Origin of the sequence: Pseudomonas sp. 102515 (assembly GCF_031085165.1) — a bacterium.
In the GTDB taxonomy this organism is placed as follows: Bacteria; Pseudomonadota; Gammaproteobacteria; order Pseudomonadales; family Pseudomonadaceae; genus Chryseomonas.
In genome coordinates this window covers 257,192-276,185 of sequence record NZ_JAVHTY010000002.1, presented here as the reverse complement: position 1 = coordinate 276,185, position 18,994 = coordinate 257,192, and the positions used below count along the sequence as shown (strand labels likewise).

Sequence of the window (18,994 nt, the reverse complement as noted above, 5' to 3'; positions counted from 1 at the left end):
AGTTGACTCCTGCTTAAAACGCAAAGGTGTTGCCTGGGTCAGAACGTCTGACCCAGCGAGAACTGGAAGACCTGCGGATCGGAGTTGGTCGGCTTCTTGACCGGTACGCCCAGGCTGAAGCTCAGCGGACCCAGGGCGGTAACCCAGGTCACACCGACGCCGACGGAGCTGGCCATGTTGGAGAAGCTGACGTCGCCACAATTCTGCGTACTGCTCAGATAGCACTTGGTACTGAACACGTTACCCACATCCCAGAACAGCACGGTTCTCAGGGATTTTTGATCCTTCACGAAGGGCAAGGGGAACAGGTATTCCACACCACCAGTGATCAGGACGTTGCCACCGAAGGCCTCATCATTCTCCCGATCGCGGTAGCCCTGGCCTTGATCAGCGTAAGTCGCCGGGTTCCTTGGTGGCGTGGTCCGCGGACCCAGACTACTGTCCTCGAAACCCCGCACAGAGTTGAAGCCGCCCGCGTAGTAGTTCTCGTAGAACGGCAGGCCGTCGGTACTACCATAGCCGTCGCCATAGCCCAGCTCGGTATGGAAGCGCAGCGCAGTATTGTCGGTCAGCGGGGTGAACAGCTGGCCGCGGTAGTCGAGCTTGTAGAAGCTCAGGTCGCTACCTGGAATGGTGATCTGACCGGTCAGGCTCTGGGAGGCACCACGGGTCGGCAGGACGCCACGGTTCAGCGTTGAGCTCGACCAGCCGATGCTGGCCTTGAAGTTGGTGAAATTGTCCCCTTCACGCTGGACGAAGTCGTAGATCTCGTCGGCGCTGTAGGTACCTGGGTTGATCTCATCCTTCTGCACGCTCAGACCATAGGTCAGGCGCGAGGTCTCGCTGATCGGATAGCCCAGGGTGACACCGGTACCCAGGCTGTTGATCGAATAGTAGGAGACGTCACTGTCGTACAGTTTGCTGTAGTCGGTGCTGCGATAAAAGATGTTGTAGCCCAGGCTCACGCCATCCGGCGTGAAGTAGGGATCGGTAAAGCTGAAGTTGTAGCGACTCTGGTACTGGGAACGGGTCAGACCGATGCTGACCTGGTTGCCGGTACCGAGGAAGTTGTTCTGGCTGATGGAACCACCGAGGATCAGACCGGCGCTCTGGGCGAAGCCGATGCTGGCGGTGATGGAGCCCGACGGCTGCTCTTCGACGTTGTAGTTGACGTCGACCATGTCGTCGGTGCCAGGCACCTGAGGCGTCTCGACCTTGACTTCCTTGAAGTAGCCCAGGCGCTCGAGGCGGGTCTTGGATTGGTCGATGAGATAGGTGGACGCCCAACCGCCTTCCATCTGGCGCATCTCGCGACGCAGCACCTCGTCCTCGGTCTTGGTGTTGCCGCGGAAGTTGATGCGATTGACGTAGGCACGCTTGCCCGGATCGACCACATAGGTCAGGGACACGCTGTGGTCGTCGTCATGGGGCTCGGGCAAGCCGTTGACATTGGCGAAGGTATAGCCTTCGTTGCCCAGTCGGCGGGTGATCAGGTCCGAGGTGCTGGTCATGACCTTGCGCGAGAAGACCTGGCCCGGCTGAACCAGCATCAGTTTGCGCAGCTCTTCCTCCGGGACCTTGAGGTCGCCGGACAGCTTCACTTCACGAACGGTGTACTTCTGCCCTTCGTTGACGTTGACCGTGATGTAGACGTGCTTCTTGTCGGGCGTGATGGACACCTGGGTCGAGGTGATGTCCATGTTGATGTAGCCACGATCCAGGTAATAGGAGCGCAGGCGCTCGAGGTCACCTGACAACTTTTCCCGGGAGTACTTGTCATCGTTACGGAAGAACGACAACCAGTTGCTTGGCTTGAGCTCGAACAGCGAGGTCAGGTCGTCCTCGGCGAAGACCGTGTTGCCCACCACGTTGACGTGGGAGATGGTCGCCACCTCGCCCTCGTTGATGGTGATCTTCAGCTGCACCCGGTTACGGGGCTGAGGCACCACTTCGGCATCGATGCTGGCGGAATAGCGACCCTGGGCGACGTACTGGCGCAGCAATTCGTTGCGCACGCCTTCCAGCGTCGCACGCTGGAAGATCTCGCCTTCGGCGAGACCGGCCTGCTTGAGACCCTTCATCAGGTCGTCGCTGGAGATCGCCTTGTTGCCTTCCAGGGTGATGCTGGAAATGGAGGGACGCTCGACCAGGTTCACGACGAGGACGTTACCGTCACGGCCCAGCTGGATATCCTGGAAGAATCCGGTACGGAAGAGCGAGCGCGAGGCTTCGGCCAACTTGTTGTCGTCGACGGACTCGCCGACGTTGAGCGGCAGGGCGCCGAAGACGCTGCCGGACGATACACGTTGCAGTCCGTTGACGCGGATATCGGAGATGGTGAAGGACTCGGCGTGTACCTCGCCGATCATCAGCGCGGCTATTACCGCAGGTAGCAGCAGGCGTTTCATGAGTCCCTTTTATTCCAACTGGCAAATAAAGAATCTGCCGCACTGGGCGGCAGATTCGGCAATCAGCAGAGTGTCAGAGGCGACCGAGGTCATTGACCAGGGCCAGCAGCATCACACCCACGACGAGGCTAATACCGATCTGCATGCCCCATGTCTGTACACGCTCGGACAAGGGCCGCCCGCGAATCCACTCGACGAAGTAGAAGACCAGATGACCACCGTCGAGCACAGGGATAGGCAACAGATTCAGAACCCCCAGGCTTATGCTCAGGTACGCCAGAAAATTGAGGAAATCCCCCAGGCCTGACTGAGCTGAAGCGCCCGCCACTTTAGCAATGGTTATCGGCCCGCTCAAGTTTTTTACCGACAGCTCTCCCAAGAGCATCTTCTTCAGGGAGACCAGCGTCAGCACGCTCATCTGCCAGGTCCGGCTGACACCTTCCCCTATGGCAGCCACAGGTCCGTAGCTGATTTCGCGAACCATTTCCGCTGGCCACTTGACCGGCGCCACACCCGCACCGAGGTAACCGGTCTCGGTGGAATCGACGCGCCGTGCGCCCAGTCGCAGGGTCAGGTCCCGTTGCTGACCCTCGCGCTCATAGGTCAGCCTGACCTGCTGACCGGGGTGTGCCCGCACCCAGTCCACGGCCTGCTGCCAGTCGGCGATGGCCGTATCGTTCAGGGCGATCAGACGGTCTCCCGTCTGCAGGCCGGCCGCTTTCGCCGGACCAGCCGGATCCAGCTCGGCGAAGACCGCCGGAATCCGCGGCCGCCAGGGCTTCAGGCCCAGGGCCTGGATCGGATCCGGATCTTCCGCACCGCGCAGCCAGGCATCGAGCTGGATGACAGTGTTCTGCGCGGCGGTGGTGCCAGGCACCCGGTAACTCAGGCGCAGCGGACCGCTTTCACCCAGGCGATCGACCAGACGCAGATTGACCGCCGACCAGCTGTCTACCGCCGCATCATCGACCGCGGTCAACTCTGCGCCGGCGGGAATGCCTGCGGTGGCAGCCGGGGTATCGGGCGTGATCGCCCCCACGACCGGGCGTGGCTGCTGGGAGCCGAGCATGGCCAGCAGCCAGAAGAACAGGATGGCGAGCAGGAAATTGGCGATCGGTCCGGCAGCGACGATGGCGATACGTTGGCGGACCGTCTTGCGATTGAAGGCCGCATGCTGCTCTTCGGGCGCCACCGGCGCCTCGCGCTCGTCCAGCATCTTCACATAGCCGCCCAGCGGGATCGCGGCCACCACGAATTCGGTGCCCCGGCGGTCGTGCCAGCGCAACAGCGGCTTGCCGAATCCTACGGAAAAGCGCAGGACCTTGACGCCGCAACGGCGCGCCGTCCAGAAATGGCCATACTCGTGGATGGTCACCAGGACGCCCAGGGCGATCAGGGTTCCCACAATCGTATAAAGGATGGACATTGGCTGCCTCCGCTACCTCAGTGTGCAGATTCTGCGGACTTGCAGGCCAGGTGTCGAGGCGCGGGATCAGCGTCTCGACAGCCACTCACGAGCCAGTTGCCGAGCGGTGCTGTCGGCCGCGAAGACCGCAGCGAGATCAGCGGCCGCACCGGGCTCGACACCCTTGAGTACCGCCTCGATCAGCAGGGGGATTTCGGTGAAGCCCAGCCGGCCTTCGAGAAAGGCCTCGACGGCGACCTCGTTGGCCGCGTTGAGCGTCGCCGGCATGCAACCACCCGCCTGAGCCGCCTCTCGCGCCAGGCGCAGACAGGGAAAGCGCTCCTCGTCGGGCCGCTCGAAGTCGAGTCGGCCGATCTCGAACAGATCCAGCGCCGAAACACCGGAGTCGATCCGCTCGGGCCAGGCCAGGGCATGGGCGATCGGGGTGCGCATGTCGGGATTGCCCAGCTGGGCCAGCACCGAGCCATCCACGTAGTCCACCAGCGAATGGATCACGCTCTGGGGATGGATGACCACCTCGACCTGCTCGGGTTTCGCCTCGAATAGCCAGCAGGCCTCGATCAGCTCCAGCCCCTTGTTCATCAGGGTGGCGGAATCCACCGAGATCTTGCGCCCCATGGACCACTTGGGATGGGCACAGGCCTGGTCCGGCGTCACGCCGGCCAGTTGCTCGGCCGGTGTCTCGCGGAACGGACCACCCGAGGCGGTGAGCAGGATGCGCCTTACGCCCTTGCGTGCCAGTCCGGGCGTCGCCGGATCGGCCAGGCACTGGAAGATGGCATTGTGCTCGCTGTCGATGGGCAGCAGGGTCGCGCCACTGGCCTGCACCGCCTCGATGAAGAGCGCGCCGCTCATGACCAGGGCTTCCTTGTTGGCCAGCAGCACGCGCTTGCCGGCCTTGACCGCGGCCAGCGTCGGCTTCAGGCCCGCCGCGCCGACGATCGCCGCCATGACGGCATCGACCTTTGGGTGAGCCGCGATGGCCTCCAGGCCACCCTCCCCCACCAGGATCTCGGGGCGCAGCTCGACGTCCTGCAGCAGACTGGCCAGCTGATCGGCGGAGGCCTGGTCCGGCACGGCCGCATAGACCGGTTGGAAACGCCGGCATAGGTCAGCCAGCTCCTTCAGCCGACGATGCCCGCTGAGGGCGAAGATACGATAGCGATCAGGGTGCCGGGCCACGACGTCCAGGGTGCTGGCGCCGATGGAGCCAGTCGCACCCAGCACGCACAGCTGCTGGATGCTCACTGAACACCCCAGCCAGCCCACCAGAGCAGCAGGGCGAACAGCGGAACGGCGGCCGTGAGGCTGTCGATGCGATCCAGCACGCCCCCGTGCCCCGGCAGCAGCTGACTGCTGTCCTTGAGTCCGGCCTGGCGCTTGAACATGCTCTCGGTGAGATCGCCGACCACGGAGATCAGCACCACGCAGGCGGCACCGATGAGCGCCTGCAAGAGGTCGCCCAGGCCCCAGCCACGGACCAGGCCGAGCACCAGGGTCGCCACCAGCGCGGCGGCCAGGCCGCCGTAGAGGCCTTCCCAGCTCTTGCCCGGGCTCACGGCCGGCGCCAGCTTGCGCTTGCCGAAGGCTCGTCCGGAAAAGTAGGCGAAGATGTCGGCCAGCCACACCAGCATCATAACTTCGAGAATCAGCAGATTGCCACCGGGCGCCGCCTTGAGCAGCATCAGCCCCTGCCAGGCCGGAACCAGCACCACCAGACCGATCAGCAGGCGCCGCCAGGAAGCCTGCCAGGCCCGGGCGCTGTCGGGATAGGTAAGTACCAGCACGGTCGCATAGAGCCACCAGGCCAGACTGATGAACAGCAGACCATGGGCACCACCGGGCAACCACCAGCAGAGCAACAGCGCCAGCGCGACCACGGCGGCATAGGCGCAACGCAGCGGCTGGGTTTCCAAACCCGCCAAGCGCGCCCACTCCCAGGCACCCAGGACCACGACCGCACCGATGAACAGGGCGAAGGTCGCCCCTTCCAGCCAGAAAAATCCGGCCAGGGCGATGGGCAGGAGCACCATCGCCGTGATAACTCGCTGCTTCAGCATTAGGCGCGTAGCTCCGCTTCCACCTGTTCGCAGGTCCGACCGAACCGCCGCTGCCGGGTGGCGAAGTCGGCCAGCGCGGCATGCATGGCCTCATGCTTGAAGTCCGGCCAGAACAGGTCGGAGAAATACAGCTCGGCATAGGCGATCTGCCAGAGCAGGAAGTTGCTCACCCGCCGCTCGCCGCCGGTGCGGATGCACAGATCGGGCAGTGGCAGGTCGGCCGTCGCCAGACGGCCTTGCAACAGCTCGGGGGTAATCTCACCCGGCTGCAGGGTGCCCTGCTGGACCTCCAGCGCCAGCTGCTGGGCGGCCTGGGTGATGTCCCATTGCCCCCCGTAGTTCGCGGCGATCTGCAGCACGAACCGGGTGTGATGGGCAGTAAGTGCCTCGACTTCCGCCATGGCCGCCTGCAGTTCTGGATGGAACAGCGAGCGATCACCGATGATACGTAGCCGGATGCCGTTCTGATGCAGCTTCTTGGCCTCCCGCCGCAGGGCGGAAAGGAAGAGCTCCATCAGGGCGCCGACCTCGTCGGCCGGACGCCGCCAGTTCTCGCTGGAGAAGGCGAACAGCGTCAGCACCTCGACGCCCGCATCGCCGCACACCTCGATGACCGCGCGCACGGCGTCCACTCCGGCCTTGTGACCGGCGACGCCCGGCAGCAGCCGACGGCGCGCCCAGCGATTGTTCCCATCCATGATGATCGCCACGTGACGCGGCACCACCTTGCCTGGCTTGCTCATGCCCATGTTACGTCCCAACCGTTGTCAAACAGCCATCAAGTCGGCTTCCTTGGCCTCCAGAGCCTTGTCCACCTCGGCGACGAATTTATCAGTCAGCTTCTGGACTTCATCCTGAGCGCGACGATCCTCGTCTTCACTGATTTCCTTTTCCTTGAGCAGATCCTTGAGCTGGGCCAGGGCATCGCGGCGGATGTTGCGCACGGAAACGCGCGCCTGCTCGGCCTCGGCACGCGCCTGCTTGGTGAAGCCCTTGCGGGTCTCTTCGGTCAGCGCCGGCATCGGCACGCGAATGGTGGTGCCGGCAGTGGCCGGATTGAGGCCCAGGTCGGAGGTCATGATGGCCTTCTCGACCGCCTGGATCATGCTCTTGTCGAACACGCTCAGGGCCAGGGTCCGCGAATCCTCGACGGTGACGTTGGCCACCTGACGCAGCGGGGTGTCGCTGCCGTAGTAGGACACCATGACACTATCCAGGATGCTCGGATGAGCGCGTCCGGTACGGATCTTGGCAAAGGCGTGGCCCAGGGCTTCCAGGGTCTTGGTCATGCGCGTCTGCGCATCCTTCTTGATCTCGTTGATCATGCTGCTCCCTCCTCGATCAGGGTGCCCTCACCTCCGCCCACTACGATATTGAGCAGGGCGCCGGGCTTGTTCATGTTGAAAACCCGCAAGGGCATGTTGTGATCACGGCAGAGACAGATGGCCGTGAGATCCATGACACCCAGCTTGCGGTCGAGCACCTCGTCGTAGGTCAGGCGCTCGAATTTTTCGGCGTTGGGATCCTTGAAGGGATCTGCCGTGTATACACCATCCACCTTGGTGGCCTTGAGCACCAGATCGGCTTCGACCTCGATGGCCCGCAGGCAGGCGGCGGAATCGGTGGTAAAGAACGGATTGCCGGTACCGGCGGAGAAGATGACGACTTCGCCGTCCTTCAACTGACGCAGGGCCTTGCGGCGATCATACTGGTCGGTCACGCCGACCATGGAGATGGCGGACATCACCGTGGCGGGAATATTGGAACGCTCGAGAGCATCGCGCATGGCCAGGGCGTTCATCACGGTAGCCAGCATGCCCATGTGGTCGCCGGTCACCCGGTCCATACCCACGGCGGACAGCGCCGCACCGCGGAACAGGTTGCCACCGCCGATCACCAGACCGACCTGGACACCGATGCCCACCAGTTGGCCGATCTCCAGCGACATGCGATCCAGCACCTTCGGATCTATCCCGAAGTCTTCACTTCCCATCAGGGCTTCGCCACTGAGCTTCAGCAGAATACGCTTGTAACGGGGTTGGCGACCACTCATCTGCTGTGCCATTCACTCTCTCCTGTGGCGATGAACATGTGCGGGGGATTTTGATCCAGCGATAGGAAAGCGCAACCGCAGTTGCGTTCACTCCAATCGGCAAAAAACTCCTTGGAAGACCAGAAATCAGACCTGCCTTCCAATTTGACAAAGAGGCCGCGCGCTCGAAGCGGGCGGCCTCCTGATCAACGGCGGATGCCGGTCTTACTGCTTGCTGGCAGCCAGCTGGGCAGCGACTTCGGCAGCGAAGTCGACTTCAGCCTTCTCGATGCCTTCGCCTACTTCGTAACGCACGAAGGAAACGATTTCGGCGCCGGCTTTCTTGGCCAGCTCGCCGACCTTGACTTCCGGATCCTTGATGAAGGGCTGCTCAACCAGGCTGGCTTCGGCCAGGAACTTGTTGATACGACCCTTGACCATGTTCTCCACGATGTTTTCCGGCTTGCCGGCGATCTTGTCGGCATTCAGCGCCAGGAAAATTTCCTTTTCCTTGGCGACGGCTTCTTCGGAAACCTGGGAGGGATTCAGGAACTGGGGATTGCTCGCCGCGACGTGCATGGCGATTTCCCTGGCCAGTTCGGCGGTGCCACCCTGCAGGGTAACGACCACACCGATGCGGTGACCGTGGAGGTAGGCACCAACGACATCGCCTTCGACACGGGTCAGGCGACGGATGTTGACGTTCTCGCCGCACTTGGCGACCAGAGCTTCACGGGCGCTTTCCTGAGCGGCGATCAGCGGAGCGGCATCGCTCATCTTCTCGGCGAAGGCCTTGTCCAGGCTGGCGGCGACGAAGCCCTTGAAGTCGTCCTGCAGAGCCAGGAAATCGGTCTGGGAGTTGACTTCGATGATGACGGCAGCTTTGTTGTCGTCAGCGACCTTGACCGCGATGGAACCTTCGGCAGCCACGTTACCGGCTTTCTTGGCAGCCTTGATGGCGCCAGCGGCACGCATGTCGTCGATGGCTTTCTCGATGTCGCCACCGGCAGCGGTCAGGGCCTTCTTGCAATCCATCATGCCTTGGCCGGTGCGCTCGCGCAGTTCTTTGACCAGGGCTGCAGTGATTTCTGCCATGTTTGAAATCCTCTTGAATCGGTTTCGAGGTCACTCCGCACGCAGGCGGAGCCAATGAAACGCCAGTAGGCAAAAAGGGGGCTAGGCCCCCTTCTCGCACGTCGAACCGCTCGACCCTAGGGTCGAAATGCTCAGCCCTCGACGGCTTCGGCAGCGGGTTCTTCGACGAATTGCTCGTTGGCACCGCCGTTGCTGCCGCCACGGATCACGGCATCGGCAACGCTGCTCAGGTACAGAGTAACGGCGCGGAAGGCGTCGTCGTTGCCGGGGATGATGTAGTCAACACCTTCCGGGCTGCTGTTGGTATCGACTACGCCGATGACCGGGATGCCCAGCTTGTTGGCTTCGGTGATGGCGATGCGCTCGTGGTCGACGTCGATCACGAACAGGGCATCCGGCAGACCGCCCATGTCCTTGATACCACCCAGGCTGCGCTCGAGCTTCTCGAGGTCACGAGTGCGCATCAGGGCTTCTTTCTTGGTCAGCTTGTCGAAAGTACCGTCCTGGGACTGGACTTCCAGATCACGCAGACGCTTGATCGAGGCACGGATGGTCTTGTAGTTGGTCAGCATGCCGCCCAACCAGCGATGATCGACGAAGGGCTGACCGCAACGCGCGGCTTCTTCGCGTACGATCTTGCCGGCAGCGCGCTTGGTGCCGACGAACAGGATCTTGTTCTTGCCGGACGCCAGGCGCTCAACGAAGGTCAGGGCCTCGTTGAACATCGGCAGGGTCTTTTCGAGGTTGATGATGTGGATCTTGTTACGCGCGCCGAAGATGTACTTGCCCATCTTCGGGTTCCAGTAACGGGTTTGGTGGCCGAAATGCACGCCGGCTTTCAGCATGTCACGCATGGAGACTTGAGACATTCAGATGTTCCTCGTAGTCGGGTTGGGCCTCCACGCATCCCAATGACCAACTTCCTATCGGGAAGCACCCAGGTCATCGTGTCGATGCGTGTGTGGGGTTAGGAGCGCTGAAGGGCATAGCCCCGAAAAAGCGCGCGACTTTATATCACGCCTTGCCGGATACCACCAGCGGCGATTGCCGCACACCGGAGGTCCGGGGTACCGCCGGCAGCCACAGTGCGGGGCCGGCTCTGATAGAATAGCGGATCGAAAGCTAACGCCTGGCGTGATACCTAGAGATTTCCGATGACCGTCATCCTCAAGACCCCTGAAGACATCGCCAAGATGCGCATCGCCGGCCAACTGGCCGCCGAAGTGCTCGAAATGCTGGACGAACACGTGCGTCCCGGCATCACCACCGAAGAACTGGATCGGCTGGCCCACGACTACATCGTCAACGTGCAGCAGGCCATCCCTGCCCCGCTGAACTACAAGGGCTATCCCAAATCCATCTGCACCTCGCTGAACCACGTGGTCTGCCATGGCATCCCCAATGACAAGCCGCTCAAGAGCGGCGACATCATGAACGTGGACATCACCGTCATCAAAGATGGTTACCACGGCGACACCAGCAAGATGTACCTGGTGGGCGACGTGCCCGAGTGGGCCGACCGGCTCTGCCAGGTCACCCAGGAATGCCTCTACAAGGGCATCGACCTGGTGCGCCCCGGCGCGCGGCTGGGCGATATCGGCGAGGTCATCCAGAAGCACGCCGAGAAGAACGGCTTCTCGGTGGTTCGCGAATACTGCGGCCACGGGATCGGCAAGGGCTTCCACGAGGAGCCGCAGGTGGTGCACTACGGCCGTGCCGGCACGGGCCTCGAGCTGCAGGCCGGGATGATCTTCACCATCGAGCCGATGATCAACCAGGGCCGCTACGAGACCCGCCTGCTGGGCGATGGCTGGACCGCCATCACCAAGGACCGCAAGTTGTCCGCGCAGTGGGAACACACGGTGCTGGTCACCGACGAGGGTTACGAGATCCTGACCCTGCGCAAGGACGAAACCTTTCCCCGCGTTTCTGCGTGAGTGAGCGCCCATGCCCCAGGTCGATTCGGAGTTGTTCGACGCCGGCCAGTTCCAGGCTGAGCTTTCGCTGAAAGCCAGCCCTCTCGCGGCCTTCAAGAAATTCATCCGGGCCGCGAACGCCACCCTCGATGCACGCTTCCTTGCAGGCCGCAGCGTGCGCCGGCTGGTCGAGGATCGCGCCTGGTTCATCGATCAGATGCTGATCGCCGCCTGGAATCGCTTCAGCTGGCCGGAGGACGGCATCGCCCTGCTCGCGGTGGGCGGCTATGGTCGCGGCGAGTTGCATCCGCACTCGGACATCGACCTGCTGATCCTGCTGGCCGAAGAGGAACAGGAACGCTTCCGCGAATCCATCGAGGGTTTCCTGACCCTGCTGTGGGATGTGGGCCTGGCCGTGGGGCAGAGCGTCAGATCACTGCGCGAATGCACCACCGAGGCCCTGGCCGACCTGACGGTCATCACCAACCTGATGGAAAGCCGCACCCTCGCCGGCCCCGAGCACCTGCGCCAGGCGATGCTGGCGGCCACGAGTGTCGAGCACCTCTGGCCAGGACGCGCCTTCTACCTGGCCAAGCGTGCCGAGCAGAGTGCGCGGCATGCCAAGTACAACGACACCGAATACAACCTCGAACCCAACGTGAAGGGCTCGCCCGGCGGTCTGCGCGATATCCAGACGCTGCTGTGGATCGCCCGGCGGCAGTTCGGCACCCTCAACCTGCAGGCCCTGGTAGGCCAGGGTTTCCTGACCGAAAGCGAATGCAGCCTGCTGATTTCGGCGCAGGAATACCTGTGGAAGGTCCGCTATGCCCTGCACATGCTGGCCGGGCGCGCCGAGGATCGGCTGCTGTTCGACCATCAGCGGCGCATCGCCAGCCTGCTCGGCTACGAGGACAACGACGCCAAGCTGGCGGTAGAACGCTTCATGCAGAAGTACTACCGGGTGGTGATGGACGTCTCCCAGCTCAGCGATGTGGTGATGCAGCATTTCGAGGAAGTGAATCTGCGCGACGAGCAGGTGCCGGTCGCGGTGACTCCGCTCAACAACAGATTCCAGATCCGCAACGGTTATCTGGAGGTGGTACATCCCCAGGTCTTCCTGCGCACCCCCTTCGCGCTGATGGAGCTGTTCGTCCTGCTGGCGCAGAACCCTGCGATCAGGGGACCGAGCGCCGGCACCATCCGCCTGCTGCGCGACAGCCGTCACCTCATCGACGACGTCTTTCGCCAGGACATCCGCAACACCAGCCTCTTCATCGAACTGCTCAAGAGCGAATCCGGCATCCATCGCAACCTGCGGCGGATGAATCGCTACGGCCTGCTGGGGCTCTACCTACCCGAATTCGGCCAGATCGTCGGCCAGATGCAGCATGACCTCTTCCACATCTATACGGTGGACGCCCACACCCTCAATCTCATCAAGCACCTGCGCAAGATGAGCTACGACGTCCTGGCGGAGAAGTATCCGCTGGCGACGCGGGTGATCCACAAGCTGCCCAAGCCGGAGCTGATCTACATCGCCGGCCTCTACCACGACATCGCCAAGGGCCGGGGTGGCGATCACTCGGAATTGGGTGCGGAAGACGTCGAAGCCTTCGGTCGCCGTCACCAGTTGCCGGAGTGGGACACCCGCCTGGTCAGCTGGCTGGTACGCAATCACCTGGTGATGTCCACCACTGCCCAGCGCAAGGATCTTTCCGACCCCCAGGTGATCCACGATTTCGCCCTGACGGTCGGTGATCACACCCACCTGGACTATCTGTACGTCCTCACCGTGGCCGACATCACCGCGACCAATCCGTCGCTGTGGAATTCCTGGCGCGCGACCCTGCTGCGCCAGCTCTATACCGAGACCAAGCGCGCCCTGCGTCGCGGCCTGGAGAATCCGGTCAATCGCGAAGAGCAGATCCGCAGCACCCAGCAATCGGCGTTGGACACCCTGATGCGTCGCGGCATCGATGCCGATGACGCCGAGCAGCTCTGGTCGCAGTTGGGCGACACCTATTTCCTGCGCCATACCGCGCTGGACGTCGCCTGGCACACCGAAGCCATCCTCGGCCATGGGGATACCGCCGAGCCGCTGGTGCTGATCCGCGAGACCACCCAGCGCGATTCCGAAGGCGGCACCCAGATCTTCATCTATGCCGCGGACCAGCACGACTTCTTCGCGGTGACCGTGGCGGTGATGGACCAGCTCAACCTGAACATTCAGGACGCGCGCATCATCACCTCCAGCAGCCAGTTCACCCTGGACACCTACATCGTGCTGGATACCGATGGCGGCTCGATCGGCAACAATCCCGCGCGCATCGCCCAGATCCGTGCCGGCCTGATCGAGGCGCTCAAGCATCCCGAGGAATACCCGAGCATCATCAACCGGCGAGTGACCCGCCAGCTCAAGCATTTCGCCTTCTCGCCCCAGGTGAACATCTACACCGACACCACGCGCTCGGCGAGCCTGATCGAACTGACGGCACCGGATCGACCCGGACTGCTGGCACGGGTGGGGCGGATCTTCCTCGACTTCGACCTGTCGGTGCTCAACGCCAAGATCGCCACCCTCGGCGAGCGCGTGGAAGACGTCTTCTACGTCACCGACGCCGATGGTCGTCCACTGGCGGATCCCGGCCTCTGCAGCGCCCTGCAGCAGGCCCTGATCAAACAGCTGCGCGAACCGGACAGCCAGGCGCCACTCAGCCGCATCAGCATCTAGTCTCGAACGAAGGACCACCTGACGATGAATCCCACCCTCGACCTGCTGCAGCCCTATCCGTTCGAGAAGCTGCGCGCGCTCCTCGCTGGCGTGACCCCGCCGGCGGCGCTCAAGCCGATTCCGCTGTCGATCGGCGAGCCCAAGCACCCGTCGCCGGCCTTCGTCGCCGAGGCCCTGACCGCCAACTTGGATCAGTTGGCGGTCTACCCGACCACCCTCGGCATCGCCGAGTTGCGCGAGGCCATCGCCAGCTGGGCCGGTCAGCGCTTCGGCGTACCCGCCGGCTGGCTGGATCCGGCACGTCACGTGCTGCCGGTGACCGGCACCCGGGAGGCGTTGTTCTCCTTTACCCAGGCGGTGGTGGATCGCAGCCAGGCGGGCCTGGTGCTGAGTCCGAACCCCTTCTATCAGATCTACGAAGGCGCGGCCCTGCTCGCCGGCGCCGAGCCCCACTACCTGCCGTGCCTGGCGGACCGGGGCTTCAATCCCGATTTCGACAGCGTGCCGGACGAGGTCTGGCAGCGCTGCCAGCTGCTGTTCCTGTGCTCGCCCGGCAATCCCACCGGTGCCCTGCTGCCGGTGGCAACGCTGAAAAAGCTCATCGCCCTGGCCGACCGGTACGACTTCGTGATCGCCGCCGACGAGTGCTACAGCGAACTCTACTTCGACGAAGCCAGCCCGCCGCCCGGCCTGCTCACCGCCTGTGCCGAACTGGGCCGCAGCGACTTCGCCCGCTGCGTGGTCTTCCACAGCCTGTCCAAGCGCTCCAACCTGCCGGGTATGAGATCGGGTTTCGTCGCGGGCGATGCCACCATTCTCAAGCGTTTCCTGCTCTATCGCACCTACCACGGCTGCGCCATGCCGGTGCAGGTGCAGAAGGCCAGTGCCGTGGCCTGGCGCGATGAGGCCCATGTCCGCGAGAACCGCGAGCTCTATCGGCAGAAGTTCGCCGCCGTGCTGGATATCCTGCAGGGTAGCCTGGAGGTCTCGCTGCCGGACGGCGGCTTCTATCTCTGGGCCAAGACACCGGGCGATGACGAAGCCTTCGCCCGCGATCTGTTCGCCCGCGAACACGTGACCGTGGTGCCGGGCTCCTACCTGTCGCGAGAAGTCGCGGGCGTCAATCCGGGCGCCGGTCGGATCCGCATGGCGCTGGTCGCGCCCCTGGCCGAGTGCGTGGAAGCGGCGGAGCGCATCCGCCGCTTCTGCCAGGGCTAGCGGTTGCCCTGGTCGCGCATCAGCGCGGTCTCCTGAATGTCCAGCTCACGCAGGAATTCGGTGACCACCAGGTCATCGATCACGCCGGCGATTCGGAGTCGGTAGAGTTCACGGCGCTGGGCGCGGATGGCGAGCAGGCGCAGCTCGCCATCCAGGGTATCCCTCAGGCGCGCCAGGGAACGGGCATCCTCGCTGTCATCGGCGGAACTCAGCTCGTCACGGAACTCGGCGATGATGCCGGCCTTGATCTCCGCCTGCAGCGCCGCCCGTACTGGCTCGTCGGCGTCGCTGGATTCGACGTCTTCCAGCGCCGTGATGGCGGCCCGGGCGGCGTTGATCCGCACCTCGCAGCGCTCCCGCTCCAGCAGGTCATTGGACTGCTCCGGCAGTCGCGCCAGGAGCAGCGGTATGCCGATGCTCGCCACCACCAGTGACAGCAGGATCACCCCGGCAGCGATGAACACCAGGATGTCACGCAGGGGAAAGGGCGTGCCATCCGACAGCAGCAGCGGCAGCGACAGCACACCGGCCAGGGTCACGGCGCCGCGCACCCCGCTGAGCGAAGCGATGGCGGCGATCAGGCGTGGATCGCCGGCAATGGTGATGGGTCCACTGCCAGGCTGGGTCAGGTGCCAATAGCCGAGGATGACCCCGAAGCGAATGGCCATGATCACGCCGTAGGCACCCAGCACATAGAGCGTCAGCCAGCCGGCGGCGGGCCAGAGCGCCTGGGAGGCCGGCAACGCGGCCGCCAGGATGTCGGGCAGTTGCAGCCCCAGGATCAGGAACACCAAGCCGTTGAAGGCGAACTCCACCAGCCCCCAGACGCTGTGATTGAGCAGGCGGGTAGCGGTCTGTCGGGGCAGCATGTCGACCCGGCTCTGCATCATCCCGGCGGCCACGGCGGACAGGATGCCGGAAACGCCCAGCCGCTCCGCCAGCACATAGGCGGCGAAGGGCAGCAACAACATGAAGACGACATGGGGCGCGGCGTCGCTCCAGCCGCGCTTCACCACCATCCAGGCGCGCGCCCGGCCGACCAGCCAGCTCAGCACGCCGCCCACCAGCACGCCGCCCACCGCGACGATGACGAATTCCAGACTGGCCTGGCTCAGCGAAAAGACGCCGGTCAGGGCTGCCGCCACGGCGAACTTGAAGGTCACCAGACCCGAGGCATCGTTGAGCAGGGCCTCGCCCTGGATCACGTGCAGCAGGGCGCTGGGCAGTCGGCCGCGGACGATGCTGGAGACCGCCACGGCATCGGTGGGCGACAGCACCGCCGCCAGGGCGAAGGCCACCGCCCAGGGCAGGTGCAGCATCCAGTGCAGGAACCAGCCGGCGCCCAGCACCGTGAGGAACACCAGGCCGAAGGCCATGACGAAGATCGGTCGGCGCAGCCGCCAGAACTCGCGCTTGGGCATGCGCCAGCCATCGGAGAACAGCAGCGCCGGGATGAACAGCAGCAGGAAGAGTTCGGGGTCCAGGGCGACATGCAGCCCCAGGGTGGGCCAGGCGAGCAAGGCGCCGACCACCACCTGGATCAGCGGCAGCGGGATGGGAATGAGATGGGCGCTGAGGCGGGTGGCACCCACCATCAGCAGGAGGATCAGAGCGGTATAGAGAATCTGCACGGTGGTCTCGTGGTCAGGGCACCGGTCGCGGTACCAGATACAGGAGATGCATCCCGCGGGAGTGGGGACACGTCGACCTCGAGTTGTTGGGACTGATGTCCCCGGATTTGGTTTTACCCAAACTTTACCCGCGTCGATCTAGGCGACTCGCCGCCCTTGCGGTCTGATAGACATACCCGGTTTCATTTCCCCGGGTTGCAGGAGAATGATCATGCTACGTCGCATCACTCAAGTCGTGGTGCTTGCCGGTTGCCTCGCCATCGCCGGTCAGGCGTCCGCCCACGGTCGTGGCCCCGGTCCGGCCTTTCTCGGCGCCGTAGTGGGCGCCGTGGTTGGCGGAGCCATCGTCTCCCATTCCTACGCCCGCGAGCCGGTCTATGTCGAAGGGCCACCGCCGCCGCCCCCGCCGCGCGTGGTCTACTACGAACCGGCGCCGGTCTACGAATATCGCGTGGTGGAGCCGCGCCCCGTGTACTACGGCCCGCCGCCCGGCGCCTACTACTACGGCCCGCCCCCGCGCTGGTGAAGGCCCATGAAAAAACCCGCCGAGAGGCGGGTTTTTTCATGGCTGAACGCCCTAGATCACCTGACGCCGACGCAGGACGTCGAGGATCTGCTGGACGCCCTCCTCCACCGACAGCTGCTCGGTGTCGATCACTAGATCGGCGTCTTCCGGGGCATCGTAGGCGAAGGAAAGGCCCGGGATGTTGTCACCACCGGCCGCATAGAGTCCCTGGGGGTCGCGCTCGGCACAGGCCTTCGGCGATGCCTTGACATGCACGGTCAGCAGACGCTCGGCGCCGATCAGCGCCCGGGCCTGGGCCCGACCCTCGGCATCCGGCGCAACGAAGGCGGCCAGGGCGATCAGGCCGGCCTCGTTGAACTGGCGGGCCACCTGGGCGGCGCGCAACCAGTTCTCGCGACGACCGGCGCGATCCTGCGGCAGACCCTTGTTCAGGTCGTGGCGCAGATTCTGGCCGTCCAGCACGAAGACCGCGCGACCGGCGTCGAACAGCCGGCGCTCCAGGGCATAGGCCAGGGTGGTCTTGCCGGCACCGGAGAGACCGGTGAAGAGCACCGTCGTGGGCTGCTGACCGAAACGGGCCGACCGCTCGCTGGTGGCGACGTGCAACTGATGCGCGCCCTGGCCGTGACCGGTAGCGCCCACTGGTTCGGCGATGATCATGCCGGCGCCCACGGTGCCGTTGGTCAGGCGGTCGATGACGATGAAGGCACCGGTGGTGCGATTGACGCCATAGCCGTCCAGGGCGATGGCGGCATCGAGGGCCACCTTGACCCGGCCGATCTCGTTGAGCTTGAGTTCGCTGGCAGCGCCGTGCTCCAGGGTGTTGACGTCCACCGTGTGCACGATGCTAGGCAGCGAACCCGGCACATAGCTGGTGGCGCGCTTGATGTCGTACTTCTTGCCCGGGCGCATGGGCTCGTCGGCCATCCACACCAGCATGGCCTCGAAGCTATCGGTCACCTGCGGACGATTGTCGGCATGCACCAGGACATCGCCGCGGGAGATGTCGATCTCGTCTTCCATGGTCAGGGTCACCGCCTGGCCAGGACCCGCCTGCTCCAGCTCGCCTTCGTAGGTGACGATGGACTTGACCCGGCTGCCCTTGCCCGACGGCAGGACCACCACGGCATCGCCCTTGGTGACCACGCCCGAGGCCAGCGTCCCGGCGAACCCACGGAAGTTGAGGTTGGGACGATTGACGTACTGCACGGGAAAGCGCAGGTCGTCCAGGTTGCGATCCGCGGCGATCTCGACGGTCTCGAGGATCTCCATCAGCGGCTTGCCGCCGTACCAGGGCGTCTGCTCGCTGCGGTTGACCACGTTGTCGCCCTTGAGCGCCGACATGGGCACGAAATGGATGTCCTTGGCGTTCAGATCGATGCGCTGGGCGAACGCCAGGTAGTCGTCCTTGATGCGCTCGAACACCGCCTCGTCGAAGCCCAGCAGGTCCATCTTGTTGATGGCGACCACGATGTGCTTGATGCCCAACAGCGAGGCGATGTAGCTATGCCGACGGGTCTGGGTCTGGATACCGTAGCGGGCGTCGACCAGGATGATCGCCAGGTCGCAGGTAGAGGCCCCGGTGGCCATGTTGCGGGTGTACTGCTCATGGCCGGGGGTATCGGCGATGATGAATTTGCGCTTGGCGGTGGAGAAGTAGCGATAGGCCACATCGATGGTGATGCCCTGCTCGCGCTCGGCCTGCAGGCCGTCCACCAGCAGCGCCAAGTCGACTTCTTCGCCAGTGGTCCCGACCTTCTTGGAATCGCGGGTGATGGCCTCCAGGTGATCCTCGTAGATCATCTTGGAATCGTGCAGCAGGCGCCCGATCAGGGTGCTCTTGCCGTCGTCGACGTTGCCGCAGGTGAGAAAGCGCAGCAGCTCCTTGCGTTCGTGCTGCGCGAGGTAGGCCAGGATGTCCTGGCCGATCAGATCGGATTGGTGCGACATC

General features: G+C 64.0%; 15 protein-coding genes. 4 read left to right on the top strand and 11 right to left on the bottom strand.

Annotated elements, in window-relative coordinates:
- Positions 1-38: 38 nt before the first annotated feature.
- From bamA to rpsB, 9 genes are all read right to left on the bottom strand, one after another.
- Positions 39-2,408: an outer membrane protein assembly factor BamA gene (gene bamA, locus RCF34_RS08255; protein ID WP_308707741.1), complete on the bottom strand. Its 2,370-nt coding sequence runs from the start codon at positions 2,406-2,408 to the stop codon at positions 39-41.
- A gap of 73 nt (positions 2,409-2,481) precedes the next feature.
- The gene (gene rseP, locus RCF34_RS08250) at positions 2,482-3,834 is read right to left on the bottom strand and encodes a sigma E protease regulator RseP (protein WP_308707740.1); all 1,353 of its coding nucleotides are present in this window, start codon (positions 3,832-3,834) and stop codon (positions 2,482-2,484) included.
- A 66-nt stretch (positions 3,835-3,900) separates the two neighbouring features.
- A complete protein-coding gene (gene ispC, locus RCF34_RS08245) occupies positions 3,901-5,082 on the bottom strand; it encodes a 1-deoxy-D-xylulose-5-phosphate reductoisomerase (RefSeq protein WP_308707739.1) in 1,182 nt (393 codons plus the stop codon).
- Positions 5,079-5,894 (bottom strand): phosphatidate cytidylyltransferase, encoded by an 816-nt coding sequence (locus tag RCF34_RS08240; protein WP_183631061.1) that lies wholly within the window; start codon positions 5,892-5,894, stop codon positions 5,079-5,081. The genes ispC and RCF34_RS08240 overlap by 4 nt, the downstream gene beginning before the upstream one ends.
- Positions 5,894-6,643 carry a polyprenyl diphosphate synthase gene (uppS, locus tag RCF34_RS08235; protein WP_308707738.1) on the bottom strand — a complete coding sequence of 250 codons (750 nt, stop codon included), beginning with the start codon at positions 6,641-6,643 and terminating at the stop codon, positions 5,894-5,896. The genes RCF34_RS08240 and uppS overlap by 1 nt, the downstream gene beginning before the upstream one ends.
- Before the next feature lie 18 nt (positions 6,644-6,661).
- Positions 6,662-7,219, bottom strand: coding sequence for a ribosome recycling factor (gene frr / locus RCF34_RS08230; protein ID WP_007159491.1), 558 nt, complete (start codon positions 7,217-7,219; stop codon positions 6,662-6,664).
- Positions 7,216-7,959, bottom strand: coding sequence for a UMP kinase (pyrH, locus tag RCF34_RS08225; protein WP_017639054.1), 744 nt, complete (start codon positions 7,957-7,959; stop codon positions 7,216-7,218). The genes frr and pyrH overlap by 4 nt, the downstream gene beginning before the upstream one ends.
- 192 nt (positions 7,960-8,151) lie before the next feature.
- Positions 8,152-9,021 carry a translation elongation factor Ts gene (tsf, locus tag RCF34_RS08220; protein WP_308707737.1) on the bottom strand — a complete coding sequence of 290 codons (870 nt, stop codon included), beginning with the start codon at positions 9,019-9,021 and terminating at the stop codon, positions 8,152-8,154.
- A gap of 131 nt (positions 9,022-9,152) precedes the next feature.
- On the bottom strand, positions 9,153-9,890 hold the full coding sequence (gene rpsB / locus RCF34_RS08215; protein WP_183631067.1) for a 30S ribosomal protein S2: 738 nt from the start codon (positions 9,888-9,890) through the stop codon (positions 9,153-9,155).
- A 285-nt stretch (positions 9,891-10,175) separates the two neighbouring features.
- Here rpsB and map point away from each other — a divergent pair, with 285 nt between their 5' ends.
- Genes map through dapC form a run of 3 tightly spaced genes read left to right on the top strand, consistent with a single transcriptional unit; the run spans position 10,176 to position 14,886 of the window.
- Positions 10,176-10,958 (top strand): type I methionyl aminopeptidase, encoded by a 783-nt coding sequence (map, locus tag RCF34_RS08210; RefSeq protein ID WP_308707736.1) that lies wholly within the window; start codon positions 10,176-10,178, stop codon positions 10,956-10,958.
- 10 nt (positions 10,959-10,968) lie between these two features.
- The gene (locus RCF34_RS08205) at positions 10,969-13,668 is read left to right on the top strand and encodes a [protein-PII] uridylyltransferase (RefSeq protein WP_308707735.1); all 2,700 of its coding nucleotides are present in this window, start codon (positions 10,969-10,971) and stop codon (positions 13,666-13,668) included.
- A 24-nt stretch (positions 13,669-13,692) separates the two neighbouring features.
- A complete protein-coding gene (gene dapC, locus RCF34_RS08200; RefSeq protein ID WP_308707734.1) occupies positions 13,693-14,886 on the top strand; it encodes a succinyldiaminopimelate transaminase in 1,194 nt (397 codons plus the stop codon).
- Here the strand turns inward: dapC and RCF34_RS08195 are convergent.
- Complete coding sequence (locus RCF34_RS08195) at positions 14,883-16,517, bottom strand: Na+/H+ antiporter (protein WP_308707733.1); 1,635 nt, start codon at positions 16,515-16,517, stop codon at positions 14,883-14,885. The genes dapC and RCF34_RS08195 overlap by 4 nt on opposite strands.
- Positions 16,518-16,728: 211 nt before the next feature.
- On the opposite strand from RCF34_RS08195, the gene RCF34_RS08190 reads away from it, so the two are divergent.
- Positions 16,729-17,043 carry a hypothetical protein gene (locus RCF34_RS08190; protein ID WP_007159499.1) on the top strand — a complete coding sequence of 105 codons (315 nt, stop codon included), beginning with the start codon at positions 16,729-16,731 and terminating at the stop codon, positions 17,041-17,043.
- A 51-nt stretch (positions 17,044-17,094) separates the two neighbouring features.
- Here the strand turns inward: RCF34_RS08190 and cysN are convergent, their stop codons facing one another.
- Positions 17,095-18,993 (bottom strand): sulfate adenylyltransferase subunit CysN, encoded by a 1,899-nt coding sequence (cysN, locus tag RCF34_RS08185; RefSeq protein ID WP_308707732.1) that lies wholly within the window; start codon positions 18,991-18,993, stop codon positions 17,095-17,097.
- Position 18,994 lies beyond the last annotated feature (1 nt).

Coding starts and splice junctions, on each gene's coding strand:
- uppS (WP_308707738.1), bottom strand. CDS start 6,643: ATGGGCATGAGCAAGCCAGGCAAGGTGGTGCCGCGTCACGTGGCGATC.
- rpsB (WP_183631067.1), bottom strand. CDS start 9,890: ATGTCTCAAGTCTCCATGCGTGACATGCTGAAAGCCGGCGTGCATTTC.
- RCF34_RS08240 (WP_183631061.1), bottom strand. CDS start 5,894: ATGCTGAAGCAGCGAGTTATCACGGCGATGGTGCTCCTGCCCATCGCC.
- bamA (WP_308707741.1), bottom strand. CDS start 2,408: ATGAAACGCCTGCTGCTACCTGCGGTAATAGCCGCGCTGATGATCGGC.
- pyrH (WP_017639054.1), bottom strand. CDS start 7,959: ATGGCACAGCAGATGAGTGGTCGCCAACCCCGTTACAAGCGTATTCTG.
- RCF34_RS08190 (WP_007159499.1), top strand. CDS start 16,729: ATGCTACGTCGCATCACTCAAGTCGTGGTGCTTGCCGGTTGCCTCGCC.
- rseP (WP_308707740.1), bottom strand. CDS start 3,834: ATGTCCATCCTTTATACGATTGTGGGAACCCTGATCGCCCTGGGCGTC.
- cysN (WP_308707732.1), bottom strand. CDS start 18,993: ATGTCGCACCAATCCGATCTGATCGGCCAGGACATCCTGGCCTACCTC.
- dapC (WP_308707734.1), top strand. CDS start 13,693: ATGAATCCCACCCTCGACCTGCTGCAGCCCTATCCGTTCGAGAAGCTG.
- RCF34_RS08205 (WP_308707735.1), top strand. CDS start 10,969: ATGCCCCAGGTCGATTCGGAGTTGTTCGACGCCGGCCAGTTCCAGGCT.
- frr (WP_007159491.1), bottom strand. CDS start 7,219: ATGATCAACGAGATCAAGAAGGATGCGCAGACGCGCATGACCAAGACC.
- tsf (WP_308707737.1), bottom strand. CDS start 9,021: ATGGCAGAAATCACTGCAGCCCTGGTCAAAGAACTGCGCGAGCGCACC.
- map (WP_308707736.1), top strand. CDS start 10,176: ATGACCGTCATCCTCAAGACCCCTGAAGACATCGCCAAGATGCGCATC.